The sequence below is a fragment of the Janthinobacterium sp. HH102 genome (genome assembly GCF_001758625.2).
In the GTDB taxonomy this organism is placed as follows: Bacteria; Pseudomonadota; Gammaproteobacteria; order Burkholderiales; family Burkholderiaceae_D; genus Janthinobacterium.
Genome location: NZ_CP062062.1, coordinates 4,913,669 through 4,928,301, shown reverse-complemented (window position 1 = coordinate 4,928,301; position 14,633 = coordinate 4,913,669). Strand labels below are relative to the sequence as shown.

At 62.4% G+C, this 14,633-nt stretch carries 14 protein-coding genes; 4 read left to right on the top strand and 10 right to left on the bottom strand.

The window, feature by feature from the left end; genetic code table 11:
• The first annotated feature begins 2 nt into the window (after nucleotides 1-2).
• The 3 genes from JAB4_RS22500 to JAB4_RS22490 are packed head-to-tail and all read left to right on the top strand — an operon-like array spanning nucleotide 3 to nucleotide 3,579.
• Nucleotides 3-2,408, top strand: a complete 2,406-nt coding sequence (locus JAB4_RS22500) for a heavy metal translocating P-type ATPase (RefSeq protein WP_070219125.1) — start codon at nucleotides 3-5, stop codon at nucleotides 2,406-2,408.
• Between the two features lies 1 nt (nucleotide 2,409).
• Nucleotides 2,410-2,829, top strand: coding sequence for a Cu(I)-responsive transcriptional regulator (gene cueR, locus JAB4_RS22495; protein WP_070219126.1), 420 nt, complete (start codon nucleotides 2,410-2,412; stop codon nucleotides 2,827-2,829).
• A 21-nt stretch (nucleotides 2,830-2,850) separates the two neighbouring features.
• Nucleotides 2,851-3,579, top strand: a complete 729-nt coding sequence (locus JAB4_RS22490; protein ID WP_070219127.1) for a glutathione S-transferase — start codon at nucleotides 2,851-2,853, stop codon at nucleotides 3,577-3,579.
• 47 nt (nucleotides 3,580-3,626) lie between these two features.
• Here JAB4_RS22490 and JAB4_RS22485 read toward each other — a convergent pair whose 3' ends face one another.
• The 3 genes from JAB4_RS22485 to yidD form a co-directional block, all read right to left on the bottom strand.
• Nucleotides 3,627-3,827: a heavy-metal-associated domain-containing protein gene (locus tag JAB4_RS22485; RefSeq protein ID WP_070219128.1), complete on the bottom strand. Its 201-nt coding sequence runs from the start codon at nucleotides 3,825-3,827 to the stop codon at nucleotides 3,627-3,629.
• 82 nt (nucleotides 3,828-3,909) lie between these two features.
• A complete protein-coding gene (locus JAB4_RS22480; RefSeq protein WP_070219129.1) occupies nucleotides 3,910-4,851 on the bottom strand; it encodes a bestrophin family protein in 942 nt (313 codons plus the stop codon).
• Between the two features lie 255 nt (nucleotides 4,852-5,106).
• Nucleotides 5,107-5,775, bottom strand: a complete 669-nt coding sequence (yidD, locus tag JAB4_RS22475; protein WP_083286942.1) for a membrane protein insertion efficiency factor YidD — start codon at nucleotides 5,773-5,775, stop codon at nucleotides 5,107-5,109.
• Between the two features lie 51 nt (nucleotides 5,776-5,826).
• Here yidD and JAB4_RS22470 point away from each other — a divergent pair, with 51 nt between their 5' ends.
• Entirely contained in the window at nucleotides 5,827-7,194 is a 1,368-nt protein-coding gene (locus tag JAB4_RS22470) for an NAD-dependent succinate-semialdehyde dehydrogenase (RefSeq protein WP_070219131.1), read from the top strand.
• Nucleotides 7,195-7,218: 24 nt separating this feature from the next.
• Here JAB4_RS22470 and JAB4_RS22465 read toward each other — a convergent pair whose 3' ends face one another.
• From JAB4_RS22465 to JAB4_RS22435, 7 genes are all read right to left on the bottom strand, one after another.
• Nucleotides 7,219-7,893, bottom strand: coding sequence for a site-2 protease family protein (locus JAB4_RS22465; RefSeq protein WP_070219132.1), 675 nt, complete (start codon nucleotides 7,891-7,893; stop codon nucleotides 7,219-7,221).
• A 136-nt stretch (nucleotides 7,894-8,029) separates the two neighbouring features.
• Nucleotides 8,030-9,841 carry a PhoH family protein gene (locus tag JAB4_RS22460; RefSeq protein WP_070219133.1) on the bottom strand — a complete coding sequence of 604 codons (1,812 nt, stop codon included), beginning with the start codon at nucleotides 9,839-9,841 and terminating at the stop codon, nucleotides 8,030-8,032.
• A 289-nt stretch (nucleotides 9,842-10,130) separates the two neighbouring features.
• Nucleotides 10,131-10,601: a peroxiredoxin gene (locus JAB4_RS22455; protein ID WP_070219134.1), complete on the bottom strand. Its 471-nt coding sequence runs from the start codon at nucleotides 10,599-10,601 to the stop codon at nucleotides 10,131-10,133.
• Between the two features lie 75 nt (nucleotides 10,602-10,676).
• Nucleotides 10,677-11,636: a polysaccharide deacetylase family protein gene (locus JAB4_RS22450; protein WP_070219135.1), complete on the bottom strand. Its 960-nt coding sequence runs from the start codon at nucleotides 11,634-11,636 to the stop codon at nucleotides 10,677-10,679.
• On the bottom strand, nucleotides 11,636-12,688 hold the full coding sequence (locus tag JAB4_RS22445) for a bifunctional UDP-4-keto-pentose/UDP-xylose synthase (protein ID WP_070219136.1): 1,053 nt from the start codon (nucleotides 12,686-12,688) through the stop codon (nucleotides 11,636-11,638). The genes JAB4_RS22450 and JAB4_RS22445 overlap by 1 nt, the downstream gene beginning before the upstream one ends.
• Before the next feature lie 21 nt (nucleotides 12,689-12,709).
• Nucleotides 12,710-13,627, bottom strand: a complete 918-nt coding sequence (locus JAB4_RS22440) for a formyltransferase (protein ID WP_070219137.1) — start codon at nucleotides 13,625-13,627, stop codon at nucleotides 12,710-12,712.
• Entirely contained in the window at nucleotides 13,627-14,622 is a 996-nt protein-coding gene (locus JAB4_RS22435; protein WP_070219204.1) for a glycosyltransferase, read from the bottom strand. The genes JAB4_RS22440 and JAB4_RS22435 overlap by 1 nt, the downstream gene beginning before the upstream one ends.
• Nucleotides 14,623-14,633 lie beyond the last annotated feature (11 nt).

The following is a 14,633-nucleotide window of genomic DNA, read 5'->3' as shown; positions in this document are numbered from 1 at the left end:
CCATGCAGCCAGCTTCCCCTTATTTGCAATCGTTCACGGTCGAAGGCATGACCTGCGCCTCGTGCGTGGCCCGCGTTGAAAAGGCGCTGGCGGCCGTGCCGGGCGTGACCAGCGCCAGCATCAACCTGGCCACCGATACGGCCAGGGTGGCGTCCAGCCAGAACGTTCCGCTGGCCACCTTGCAGGCGGCCGTGGACAAGGCCGGCTATGCGGTGGCGCAGCGCGAGATCGACCTGAGCATCGCCGGCATGACGTGCGCCTCGTGCGTGGGCCGGGTGGAAAAAGCCCTGCTGAAAGTGCCCGGCGTGCTGGCCGCCAGCGTCAACCTGGCCACGGAAAGCGCGCGCGTCAAGGTGACGGGCGACGCCGATGCGGGCGTCCTGATCGCCGCCATCGACCAGGCCGGCTATGCCGCCACGGTGCCCGCCGCCAGCCACGCCAGCGCGCCCGCGGCGGCGCCCAACCGCGACGGCATGAAAGTGGCGTTCGCGGCCGTTCTGGCCTTGCCATTGATGCTGCCCATGCTGTTCGAGTGGGCCGGCATCCATTTGATGCTGCCCGGCTGGCTGCAATTCGCGCTGGCCACGCCCGTGCAGTTTTACTTTGGTGCGCGTTTCTACAAGGCGGGCTGGAAGGCGGCGCGCGCCGGCAGCGGCAATATGGATTTGCTGGTGGCGCTGGGCACGAGCGCCGCGTATGGCTTGTCCGTCTATCAATGGCTGACGGCGGGCGAGATGCTGCCGCACCTGTACTTTGAAGCGTCGGCCGTCGTCATCACGCTGGTGTTGCTGGGCAAATGGCTGGAAAGCCGCGCCAAGCGCCAGACGGCTTCGGCCATCCGCGCGCTGCAAGTCTTGCGCCCGGAGGCGGCCCGCGTGCGCCGCGACGGCGTCGAGCTCGATTTGCCCGTGGAACAGGTGAAAGTGGGCGACCTGGTGGTTATCCGCCCCGGTGAACGGGTGGCCGTCGATGGCGTGGTGGTGGAAGGCGCCAGCCAGGTCAACGAGTCGCTGATCACGGGCGAAAGCTTGCCGGTCGATAAGCATCCGGGCGACAAGGTGACGGGCGGCGCCATCAATGCCGATGGTTTGTTGCTGGTACGTACCCAGGCCGTGGGCGGCGAGACGACCTTGTCGCGCATCATCCGCCTGGTGGAAGACGCGCAGGCCGCCAAGGCGCCCATCCAGCATCTGGTCGACAAGGTCAGCGCGATTTTTGTTCCCGTGGTGCTGGTGCTGGCGCTGCTGACCATGCTGGGCTGGTGGTTCGCCACCGGCGAGCTGGAGAACGCCATCATCAATGCAGTGGCCGTGCTGGTCATCGCCTGCCCATGCGCGTTGGGCCTGGCCACGCCGACGGCCATCATGGCCGGCACGGGCGTGGCCGCCCGCTACGGCATCCTGATCAAGGATGCGGAAGCGCTGGAAGTGGCGCACGCCGTCAATACCGTCGTGTTCGACAAGACGGGCACCTTGACTATCGGCAAGCCCGCCCTGGCGGCCCTGCATGCGCACGGCATCGACGAGGCCCGGCTGTTGCAGCTGGCGGCCAGCATCCAGCGTGGCAGCGAGCACAGCCTGGCTACGGCCGTGCTGGATGCGGCGGCCGCGCGCCACGTCGAGCCCTTGCCGGCCACGGCCCTGGCGGCCTTGCCGGGCCGCGGCCTGGCGGCGCATGTCGACGGCCTGGACCTGAAACTGGGCAGCACGCGGCTGATGCAGGAGTTACAGGTGGACATGGCGCCGCTGGCGGACCGGGCCTTGTCCCTGGAAAACACGGGCAATACGATTTCCTGGCTGGCCTCGGGTACGCAATTGCTGGGCCTGTTCGCCTTCAGCGACCAGGTCAAGCCGAATGCGCAGGCGGCTATTGCCCATTTGCACAGCCTGGGCATCCGCACGGTGATGTTGACCGGGGATAACCAGGGCAGCGCCGACGCCGTCGGCAAGCTGCTGGGCATCGACACGGTGGCGGCGAAAATGCTGCCGGCCGATAAAACCGCTAAAATTGTTGCGCTGAAAGGCGAGGGCGCGAAGGTGGCCATGGTGGGCGACGGCATCAACGATGCGCCCGCGCTGGCCGCTGCCGACGTGGGCATCGCCATGTCGACGGGCACGGACGTGGCCATGCATGCGGCCGGCATCACGCTGATGCGCGGCGATCCGGCCCTGGTGGCGGACGCCATCGATATCTCGCGCCGCACCTACAGCAAGATACGGCAGAATCTGTTCTGGGCCTTCATTTACAACCTGATCGGCATTCCGCTGGCCGCCTTCGGCTTGCTCAACCCCATGGTGGCGGGCGCGGCGATGGCCTTCAGTTCCGTCAGCGTGATCAGCAATGCCCTGTTGCTGCGCCGCTGGAAAGCCCGCAGTCATGCAGGCAGCGCGCATACCAAGGAGTCATAGGATGAATATCGGCCAGGCAGCCAGTGAAACGGGCGTATCGGCAAAAATGATACGCTACTACGAGAGTATTTCATTGTTAAAACCCAGCGCGCGCAGCGACGCCGGCTACCGCATCTACACGCCGAACGACTTGCACGCCTTGCGCTTCATCAAGCGCGGGCGGGGACTGGGTTTTTCGCTGGAACAGATCCGCGAACTGCTGTCGTTGTGGCAAAACGACCAGCGCGCCAGCGCGGACGTGAAAGGCATCGCCCTGGCCCACGTCGCCGAGCTCGACAAGCGCATCGCCGAACTGACGGAAATGCGCGACACGCTGGCCCACCTGGCGCAGTCGTGCCATGGCGATGACAAGCCCGATTGCCCCATCCTGCAAAGCCTGGGGCTGGCCAGCGACACGGAAGCGAAGGCTTGCTGCCATTGAGTTAAATCAACGGAGGTGCGTATGGCGTATGAACTGTATTACTGGCCCACGATACAGGGACGCGGCGAATTCATCCGCCTGGCCCTGGAAGAGGCGGGTGCCGACTACCGCGATATCGCCCGTTTGCCTGAACGCAAGGGGCAAGGCGTTCCCGCCATGCTGGCCTGCCTCGATGGCGGTGCTACGCCACAGGCCGCCTACGCACCGCCCGTGCTGCGCGACGGCGACTTGCTGATCGGCCAGACGACGAATATCCTCTTGTATCTGGGCCGGCGCCTGGCCCTGGCACCGCGCGCGGAAAGCGGCCGTTTATGGCTGAACCAGCTGCAACTGACCATGGCCGACTGGCTGACGGAAGTGCACGACACGCACCATCCGCTGTCGATGAATCAATATTATGAGGAACAGAAACAGGCGGCCATGCTGCGCAGCGCGGATTTCCGCGAAACACGGCTGCCGAAATTCCTCGATTATTTCACCCAGGTCCTGCTGAATAATCGCAGCCGGGGCCAGTATCTGGTGGGCGCAAAGCTCACGTATGGCGACCTGTCGCTGTTCCAGATGCTGGCCGGCTTGCGTTATGCGTTTCCGCAAGCCATGGCGCGCCTGGCGCCCGAATATCCGTTCCTGTCCGAGCTGCACGATATGGTGGCGGCGCGGCCGAACATCGCCCGCTACCTGAAGTCGAAGCGCAGAATTGCGTTCAATGAGGAAGGTATCTTCCGCCACTCCCCCGAGCTGGACGGATAAAAAAACAGCCGGCGCAAAGGCCGGCTGTCGTAATGCTGCTGTGGCTGTTACTGCGCGCTGGTAACGGGGTAGCCCGCCTCCACGATGGCGGCGCTGATGGCGCCCAGTTCGGCGGGTGATTCCACCGTGACGCGCTTGCTGGCCAGGTCGATCTGCACCTGGGCTTGCGGATCGATCGCCTGCACCGCTTTCGTGACCGAGCCGACGCAATGGCCGCAGCTCATGTTTTCAACTTGTAACTGATACATGGCAAGCACTCCTTGAATGATTAGGTACGTTCACTGTAATCCTTGCCCCGGTGGGAAGGTCAAGGGGAAGCTGGCGTGCGCATTAATTCAGCAGGAAATCGTCCGCTTGCATGGGCGGCGGCACGTTCTCGTCCTGCACGGATTCACGCAAGCTGATTTCGATGGCGCGGCACATGGCCGACAGCGGCAGGTCGTTGGCGTCTTCGCCGAACGGCTCCTCGATCTCGTCGCCCAGGGCATCGAGGCCAAAGAAAGTGTAGGCAACGATGGCGACGACGAAGGGCGTCATGAAGCCTAGCGAATCGACGAGGCCGAACGGCAGCAGGAAGCAGTACAGATAGGCTGTGCGGTGCAGCAACAGCGAATACGAAAACGGAATCGGCGTGCTGCGGATGCGTTCGCACGACGCGCCCGCCGCTACCATGGCCGAAACCGTGTTATCGATCTGTGCGGTGAGGATGCTGTCGATGCGGCCTTGCCGGACGCAGTCGGCCAGGTCGTGGCCCATCTGCAGCATCAGGTAGTCCGATGGATTCGATGCCTGGCAAGCCGCTTCCCATTCGGCCGGGCGCAGCAGCGGCCGCAAGTCGGCCGGTCCGCGCGTGTCGCGCAGCTGGTGGCGCAGGGCGTGGCAAAAGGCGATGGTGCGGTAAATCATGCGCACGCGCACATCTTCCAGGCCCAGCCTCGCGTGGGCCGGCGTGTCGCCGCGTATCATGGTCTGGCACTGGCGCGAGAAATTACGGCTGCGCAAGACCAGTTCGCCCCACAGCTTGCGCGCTTCCCAGTAGCGGTCATAGGCGGCCGTGTTGCGAAAGCCCAGGAAGATGGCCAGCGGCAAGCCGATCAGCGTAAACGGGATGGTGGTCAAGATCACCTTGTGGTCGAACAAGGTGCCGTGGCACCAGGTGACGAGGGTGGCGATCAGGGTATTGACGATGAGCGTGGTGCGGATGCGCGGCAGGACGGAGCCGCGCACCACGAGGAACAGCCTTAGCGCCGAAGGGCGCTCGCGCACGATCATGCTGCGCTCCTTGCTGGGGGCTGGGCTGGCGGGGAAGGGCGGGCCCGGTAATCGGTAAAAGAGGAAAGATGCAGTGGCAATGGCCGGGAACAAAAAGCCCGCGATGTATGCGGGCTGAGCAGGGTGTGCATGGGAAGCAGTGTAGGGGAGACGGTTTAAGTATAGGCCGCCGATCCGTTTCCAGCCAATTCACAGTGATAATGGGTATTATTCATTTCATGAATGAATATTTCATTTGTAAGTTATTGTGTGAATTTAGCTATCCGATTCCTGTCGCTGCCTGATCTTCTTGCGGTGTTCTTCCTGCTGCCGTTTCAGTGCGGCACTGGCCGTATAGCCGTTGCGGAACCACGCCGGGTTCTTGCCGCGGCCCGGCCGGGAGCAGTCAGCCAGGCTGGCCACGTCGGCGCAGTCGCAAGCGCAGTCCAGCAGAGGCACGTCGCAGTCGCAAAATCCCGCCTGGGCCTGGCGGCGCGCACTGCGCCGCGTCTGCGGATGCAGCGCCAGGTATCGGCGATGGTGTTCGCCGCAGGCGCGCAGACGCCGTTGCAGCAGCGCCAGTCCGGCGCGCAAGCCGTGACGCGCGATGACCTTGTAGCCATAGGCGGAGCAGCTGTCGCGCCCCGTCAGCACGCGGTAGGCGCAGCGAAATCCTTTCCAGGGAGATAGATGGCGCTGGTAGACGCGGATCGCCCACAGGACCAGGTGCTTGCCGCAGGTGTCGAAGGTGAAAATATTGCTTCCTTTGCCGTTTGCCTTGCGGCACTGACTCGAGCATACGACAGGTCTGCAAAAAAGAATAGCGGCAAGCCCGCATGCATGGGACACGTGGCAAAGAGAGATAGGCCGGTGCTCGCCATGCCGCCTGCGGCCATTCGCCGCTATGTTCGCGTGCGTACTGTCGCGCGGCGCGTCCGCCAGCATACTGCCCAGCTACCCCACGCAGTCCCGGGGTGCCAAGACCAAGGAAACCAGATGAGCTATCAGACCACGAATCCCTACAGCGAACAGATCGAGCAGACCTTCACATCGCATAGCGATGCGCAAATGGACAATATACTGGCCCAGGCAGCCACTGCTTTCGAGAGCGACTGGCGCCAGCGCAGCTTTGCCGAGCGCAAGGCAGTCGTCAAGAAAGCGGCCATGCTGCTGAAGGAACAAGGCGATGCCTTCGCCAAGCTGATCACCGTGGAAATGGGCAAGCTGTTCAAGGAAGCGCAGCAGGAAGTGTCGCTGTGCGTGAAAATCCTCGACTACTACGCGGATAATGCCGAGCAATTTCTCGCTCCCAAACAACTTGACGTCAAGCGCGGCGAGGCCAGCGTGGAAATCGCGCCGCTGGGCGTGATCTTCTGCGTCGAGCCGTGGAATTTCCCGTATTACCAGCTGGCCAGGGTCGCCGGTCCGAATTTGATGGCGGGCAATACCCTGGTAGTGAAACACGCGTCCAACGTGCCCCAGTGCGCACTGGCCTTTGAAAAACTGTTCCTTGACGCGGGCGCGCCGGCAGGCGCCTACAGCAACGCATTCTTGTCCAGCGAGCAAGTGGCCACCGCCATTGCCGACCCGCGCGTGCAGGGCGTGGCGCTGACGGGCAGCGAGCGCGCCGGCGCCTCTGTGGCGGCCACGGCCGGCAAGGCCCTGAAAAAAACCACGATGGAACTGGGCGGCAGCGATGCCTTCATCGTCCTGGACGACGCCGACATGGACCTGGCCGTCAAGCTGGCCGTCATCGGCCGCATCCAGAATGCGGGCCAGGTGTGCGACGGCTCGAAACGCTTTATCCTGCTCGACAGCATTGCCGATACTTTTGTCGAGCGCTTCCAGGCCGAACTGGCCAAGCTGCAGCCAGGCGACCCGATGGATGCCGCCACGACCCTGGCGCCGCTGTCGAGCAAATCGGCGCTGGAGCTGGCCGTCAAGCAAGTCGGCCAGGCCGTTGAAGGCGGCGCGAAAGTGCTGCTGGGCGGCAAGCGCATTGAGCGTGCCGGCTACTTCATGGCACCGACCATCCTCACCGAAGTCACGCCTGGCAATCCCGTCTACTACCAGGAATTCTTTGCCCCCGTCGCCATGATTTTCCGCGTCAAGGATGACGACGCGGCGATCGCCCTGGCCAACGATTCTCCCTTCGGCCTCGGTGGCACCATCATCACGGCAGACGTCGCGCGCGGCAAGCGCCTGGCCAGCCGCATCGACACGGGCATGGTATTCATCAACTCGCCCGCCGTCACGGCGCCTGAACTGCCATTTGGCGGCGTGAAACATTCGGGTTACGGCCGCGAATTGTCCGACCTGGGCATCATGGAATTCGTCAACCGCAAGCTGGTGCTGGTCGGCTGACCGGGCGACCTTGGGGGCGTTTCCTTACGCCCCCAGCGCCTGCCAGCCATAGCAGCCGAACGCCGCTGCCCACGCCAGCAAGATCGCCAGCCCCGGCAGCAACAGCCATTTTGCTGCCGTCTCTTCCCACGTCACATACGGCTTGCCGCCGCGCGCGATGGCCAGCAGCGCCTGGCCGCCATTCAGACCGGCAAACGGCAGCAGATTAAAGGCGCACAGTTTCAGCGAGAACAGGGCGAACACCAGTGCAAAACCATGCGTACGGGCAAATGTTTCCCCTTCACCCAGCAATTCCTGCGCCCTCGACAACGGCGCCAGCGCGCCAGCGACGATGTGCCCGAAGGCGGCGATAAAGCGCTCCCAGCCCGAGGCTCCCATGATGCCCAGTGACAAGGCCAGCAGCACGGCCACGCCGCTCAAGGGCAGCAGGACCTGCTTCCACAGCGGCTGGAAGTTGTAGGCGTCAAGGCAGGGATCGTCGTCATACAAAGTTTCCTCACGCGTATCTTTCAGCACCAGATTGCCGGCCAGCGGCAGCAGCTTGACGCGCACTTTGCCCCAGGTCAGCAGGGTGGGACCGACGCCATAGCTGATGCTGCGCACCGTGATGCCGAACAGCCTGGCGCAGGCCGCCATGACGGAAATGTGGAGGAGCATAAAAACGATGAAGCAGAGCAGCAACTGCAGGGCGGGAGGCATCGGCAAGGTGTTCAGAAAGAAAGGAGCGGTATTAGAACATGCCGCAGGAAAAAGTCGCGCACATGAAAAAAGCCCCGCCTGCATCGCTGCAGCCGGGGCTTCGAATGACTGGGCAGCTTGCGCCGCCCGCTATAATTTACAGCACTTCGCTGGCGTGGTCGGCCAGACGCGAACGCTCGCCGCGTGCCAGGGTGACGTGGCCGCTGTGGGTCCAGCCCTTGAAGCGGTCGACCACGTAGGTCAGGCCGCTCGAGCCTTCCGTCAGGTACGGCGTGTCGATCTGGGCGATGTTGCCCAGGCACAGGATCTTCGTGCCAGGACCGGCGCGCGTGACCAGGGTCTTGACCTGTTTTGGCGTCAAGTTTTGCGCTTCATCGATGATGAGGAACTTGTTGACGAAGGTGCGGCCGCGCATGAAGTTGAGCGACTTGATCTTGATGCGCGAGCGGATCAGGTCTTGCGTTGCCGCACGGCCCCATTCGCCGCCATCGGAGTCGGACTTGTTCAGCACTTCCAGGTTGTCGTCGAAGGCGCCCATCCATGGCGACATCTTTTCTTCTTCCGTGCCTGGCAGGAAACCGATGTCTTCGCCGACGGGCACCGTCACGCGGGTGACGATGATTTCATTGTAGAGCTTGGTTTCCAGCACTTGCGCCAGGCCGGCAGCCAGGGCCAGCAGGGTCTTGCCGGTACCGGCCTGACCCAGCAGGGTGACGAAATCGCATTCCGGATTCATCAGCAGGTTCAGCGCGAAGTTCTGCTCGCGGTTGCGCGCCGTCACGCCCCACACATTGTTCTTCGTGTGGCTGAAGTCGCGCAGGGTTTGCAGCACTGCCGTCTTGCCGTTGATCTGCTTCACCTGGCCGTAGAACGGCGTTTCGCCGTTTTTCGGTTCCAGGTAGATGAACTGGTTGACCAGCAACGATGGAATGAACGGGCCCGTCACGCGGTAGAAGGTGGAGCTGTAGCCGTTCTTGCTTTCCTGCCACGATTCCATGTCCTTGCCGTGCTTGTTCCAGAAGTCGTCCGGCAATTGCACGATGCCCGAGTACAGCAAGTCCGTGTCTTCCAGCACATGGTCGTTGAAGTAATCTTCGGCCGGCAAGCCCAGGGCGCGCGCCTTGATGCGCATGTTGATGTCTTTCGACACCAGCACGACGGGGCGGCCTTCCTGTTCCGACTCGAGCGAACGCACGACGGCCAGGATCTGGTTGTCGGCCTTGCCCACTGGCAAGCCTGCCGGCAGGTCGGCGCTTTGCAAACGCGTCTGGAAGAACAGACGGCCCTTGGCGTCCTTGTTGCCCAGCTTGGACAGCAGGATGCCGTGTTCGATGGCGTCGTCATCCGTGTTGCTGATCAGGGCATCGAGCGTGCGCGACACCTGGCGCGCATTGCGGGCCACTTCCGTCATGCCCTTTTTGTGGTTGTCCAGCTCTTCCAGGGTCATCATCGGCAGGTACACATCGTGTTCCTCGAAGCGGAACAGCGACGATGGATCGTGCATCAGCACGTTCGTGTCGAGCACGAACAGCTTGCTGATGCCGCGCTGATCGGCGGCGCGGCTGGCGGACGACTTGAGCTGCACTTCCACAGGCTTGTGCTTGGCCGGATGCGGCTGCTCTGCCTGCTTGACGGGCTTGATCGGCGTGACCTTGCCTTTTGCCGCCGGCTTGGCTTTCGCTGCAGGCGCGGCAACGGCGGCAGGCGCGGCCGCAACCGGCGCCGGGGCTGGCACTGGCTTGGCGACCATCAGGGCCGCCACTTGCTTGATCTTCGTGGCCGCATTGCGGACCGGTTTGGCAACTTCGGCGATCGCCGCTTCAATGATCGGTGCAGCCACTTTCTTGGCTGCCGGGGTTTTGGTGGCCGGGCGCGCTGCGCCTGCGGTTGGGTAATCTTGGGTGGCCAGGATGGTGGCTGGCTTGCTCGGTAATTTTGGCAGTGGCATCAGGATCTCAATCAAAAAATTTCTGGAATGAATCGCCCATGGGCAGCCAGCTTCTGGCGGCACTTCTCATGGGGTGGATGCGGGGGAACAACAATGCTACAGGACGAATAACTGCCGGGAGGCCGGCAGCATGGCCGGTCATGGACGCCATCGGCGGGCTGCAGGCCCGTCTGGCGGAGTGGATGGAGGCGCTTCGTTGACTCAAAATGGCGATAGGTACCGTGAACTGAACTGCGGTTGAACCAGACTTGCTGGAAGCCGACAACGCGCATTGGATCAAAATGAACGATCAATTCAGATGCGCTACGAATTCCAGCACTTCTTCCACGTGAGTTGCGACCTTCACGCCTCTCCATTCTTTCACCAATCGGCCCTGGGCGTCAATCACAAACGTACTGCGCTCGACGCCGCGTACGGTCTTGCCGTACATCTGTTTCATCTTCATGACGTTAAACAGCAGGCAAACGGCTTCGTCCGGGTCGGAAATGAGCTCGAACGGCAGCTCCAGCTTGGCTTTGAAGCTTTCGTGCGAGCGCAGGGAATCGCGGCTGATGCCGTAGATTTCCACGCCGGCGGCGACAAATTGCGGATACGCGTCACGGAAGGCCATGTTTTCAGTGGTGCAGCCAGGGGTGTTGTCCTTCGGATAGAAAAACAGTACCGTGGCCTTGGCCGGGCGGCCCAGCAACTGAAAGGTCTTGCCGCTGGTCATGGCGGCACTAAAGTCGGGTATGCTAACGAGGGATTGGCTATCAGCCACAGGTTCTCTCCTGAACGGTGATCATCAGCGCTGGTTTTTAATCTGGCAACGCATCCAGGTGCAACAATACAGCATTCAGGCCGCTTTGCCCTGCACAATCAGGCGTCCCGAACGCCCGGGCAACTCATCCCAGGTGATGGGGCAAATTGGCAAGTCCGCATCTTTTATCTTTTCATAATAATCGCCCATCGCCGCAAACTGGTAGCCCTGGGCTTTCCAGCCAGTCAGCAGTTGTTCGAAAATGGGGGCGAGTTTCTGTCCTTCAAGTTCCGCATGCAAGGTATACACATGATCGCGCGGGTTGTCCGCCGTCAGTGACAGGATATGCGCGGCAACATTGCCGGTGGTGATCAGCTTGCCGTCGATTTCGCAGCCCAGCAGTTCGTCCAGGGTGGGCAGGGTGGTGGGCAATTGCACGCAGCGCAGGATGGTGTTGCCATTGCGCACGCGGTGCGGGCCATTGCCCGGATGCACCATTGCGCCGCGCGCGTCGAGCATGGCGCGGCCATCGGAGGCAAAGCGGTAGCCGGCCGTGTCGTGCTCGACAAAGGCGCTGACATTCATTTGCCAGCCGGCCGCGCCGTGCGTGTGCGGCTTGCTGCCGAACACCTGTTCGTAGCGGTTGGCGGCCTTGCGCATCATGGTAATGGTCCAGGCGGCGTTGCGCTTGGCCACATTGTCTTGCCACAGGGTGTGATCCCAGGTGTGGATGCCGCACTCGAAACCGGCATCGCGCACGGCGCGCAATTGCGCCGCGCACTGCTTGCCGATATCGGGTCCCGGCAGCAAGGTGCCGTACATCAATGTTTTCAAGCCGTAGTGCTCGACCACCGACGTGCGCGACACCTTGCTGAAAAAGCCGGGCCGCAAGGCGCGCCGCAGGGCCCAGCCCGTGTGGTCGGGGCCCAGCGAGAACAGAAAGGTGGCCTTGGCCTGGTGCGCGGCCAGCATGCGCACCAGATTGCCCATGCCTTCACGGGTGCCGCGATAGGTATCGACGTCGATTTTCAGGGTCAGGAACGGCTTGCTCAACATTAATCCATCAGGGCTTTGGCTTGGGCTACCTGGCTGCGGTAGGCGTCGAAAATATTGCGCAGGGAATCGGCCATGGTGGTGGTCGGCGCCCAGCCCAGCTCTTCGCAGGTATTCGTGATTTTCGGCACGCGGTTCTGCACGTCCTGGTAGCCGGCGCCGTAGTAGGCACCCGAAGTCGTTTCCACGATGTTCACGTGTTTCGCGCCTTCGGCGTATTCCGGGTACTCGGCGGCCAGGGTCAGCATCATGCCGGCCAGGTCGCGGATCGAATAGTTATTGGTCGGATTGCCAATGTTGTAGATCTTGCCGCTGGCGATGCCGTTCTTGTTGGCGATGATGCGGATCAGCGCATCGATGCCGTCGTCGATATAGGTGAACGCGCGTTTCTGCGCGCCGCCGTCGACCAGCGAGATGTTTTCGCCGCGCACGATGTGGCCGAAGAATTGCGTCACCACGCGCGAGGAACCTTCTTTTGGCGTGTGGATCGAGTCCAGGCCCGCGCCGATCCAGTTGAATGGACGGAACAGGGTGAAGTTCAAGCCTTCCATGCCGTAGCCCCAGATCACGCGGTCCATCAGCTGCTTGGCGTTCGAATAGATCCAGCGCGGCTTGTTGATCGGGCCGCAGATCAGTTCCGAGTTTTCCGGATCGAATTCCTCGTCATGGCACATGCCATACACTTCCGAGGTCGACGGGAAGACCAGGTGCTTGCCGTACTTGGCGGCCGAGCGCACGATAGGCAGGTTGGCTTCGAAGTCCAGTTCGAAGACGCGCAGCGGCTGCTTGACGTAGGTCGACGGCGTGGCGATGGCCACCAGCGGCAGGATCACGTCGCATTTCTTGACGTGGTACTCGACCCATTCCTTGTTGATCGTGATGTCGCCTTCGAAGAAGTGCATGCGCGACTTGTAGTTGTCATCTTCCAGCAATTCCGTGATGCGGTCCGTGTTCATGTCCATGCCGTAGACATGCCAGTCGGTGGTTTCCAGGATGCGCTTGGACAGGTGGTGGCCGATGAAGCCGTTGACGCCTAAGATGAGGACTTTTTTCATATGAGATTCTCTTGAGTGATATCAGTGTGTGCTGACGCGGGCGGTCAGACTTGCTTGCAATTGCTGAGCCGAAATCGGCTCCCCGGCAGCCCTCAGCGCGGAAATGGCCAGCATGCGGCCGTCTCCGCAGACGCCAAAGATGCAATTATCCACTACCGCCAAGCCTGGTGGCAAACTTCCTGCTGAATGCTTGCTTAAACGGGCTTTTTCGATGGTGTAAATAACATTGTTGACTTCGGTGAACGCGCCGGGATAGGGGGGCGCGACGGCCCGGTGCAGGTTGTACACCTGCTGCGCGGGTAACTTCCAGTCGATGCGGCCGTCTTCCGGCGTGCGGCCGCCAAAGTAGCCGCCCTGGCGCAGATCGTTGAGCTGGCGCGGCGCCGTGCCGTCCAGCAAGGCTGGCAGCACGTTCCACAAGGTTTGCTCCGCCGCCACCGTGACCTTGCCGAACACTTCGAACGCCGTGTCGTCGGGCAGGATGGGTACGGCCGTTTGCGCGACGATGGCGCCGGCATCGGGCTTGACCGTCATTTCATGCAGGGTGGCGCCCGTTTGCGGGGCGCCATGCAGCACGGCCCAGTTGACGGGCGCGCGGCCGCGGAACTGCGGCAGCAGCGAGCCGTGCATATTGTAGGCGGGCGCGACTTCCAGGATGCTGGCCGGCAGCATGTGGCGGTAGTAAAAGCTGAACAGCATGTCCGGCCTGGCCGCCTGCACCTGCGCCAGCAGCTCGGGCGCGCGCGCGTCCGCAGGCGTGATGTACGGGATGCCTTCGGCCTGGCACAGGCTGGCGACGGATTCGAACCACAGGTTTTCCGTGGGGCTGTCTTCGTGCGTGACGACGAGGGCAATATCGACGCCGCCGGCCAGCAGCACCTTGATGCAGCGCACGCCCACATTGTGGTAGCCGAAGACGACGGCGCGCGGGGCGCCCATCAGCGGCTCACCTGGCGCTTTTCCAGGCGCACGTACGATGGCGCCTCGGCTTCCGCCTGGACCATGCCATCCTGCAAGATGGTTTGCACCACATAGCGGGGCCGGGCACGCACTTGCTGGAAGATGCGTCCCACGTATTCGCCCACCAGGCCGATGCCGAACAGGATCACGCCCATGAAGAAGAAGGCGATGGCGAACAGGGTGAACACGCCTTCGGCCTCCGCGCCCAGCAGGAAGCGGCGTACCAGCAGGAAGACCACCAGCAGCGCCGAGCCCAGCGACATCGCCATGCCCAGCATGGAAAAGATTTGCAGGGGAATCAGCGAAAAACCCGTGACGAGGTCAAAATTGAGGCGGATCAGGCTGTACAGCGAATATTTCGACTCGCCGGCGGCCCTTTCCTCGTGCTCGACGGTGATTTCCGTGGGCTTGCGGGCGAACGTGTAGGCGAGGGCGGGCACGAAGGTGTTCACTTCGGCGCACTGGTTGACCAGGTCGATCACATTGCGGCCATACGCCCGCAGCATGTTGCCCTGGTCCGTGATCTTGATGTTGGTGATGCGTTCGCGCAAGCGGTTCATCATCTTCGAGGCCAGGGTGCGCCAGGCGGAATCTTGCCGCTTGCGCCGGATCGAGCCCACGTAATCGTAACCTTCGCGCATCTTCGCCACCAGGTTGCCGATTTCTTCGGGCGGGTTCTGCAGGTCGGCGTCGAGCGTGACCATGATCTGCCCGCGCGAGGCTTCAAAACCGGCCAGGATGGCCATGTGCTGGCCATAATTGCCGTTGAATAAGATCACGCGCGTGACGTCGGGGCGCTGGCGGAACTGTTCCGCCAGGATCGCCACCGAGTTGTCGCGGCTGCCATCGTTGATGAAGATGATCTCGTAGCTCGTCTGCAAGGCATCGAGGGCCGGATACAGGCGGGCGAACAGGCTGGCCAGGCCATCCTGCTCGTTGTAGATCGGAATGATTACGGACAGTTCAGGTTTCATCGGCGCGCTGC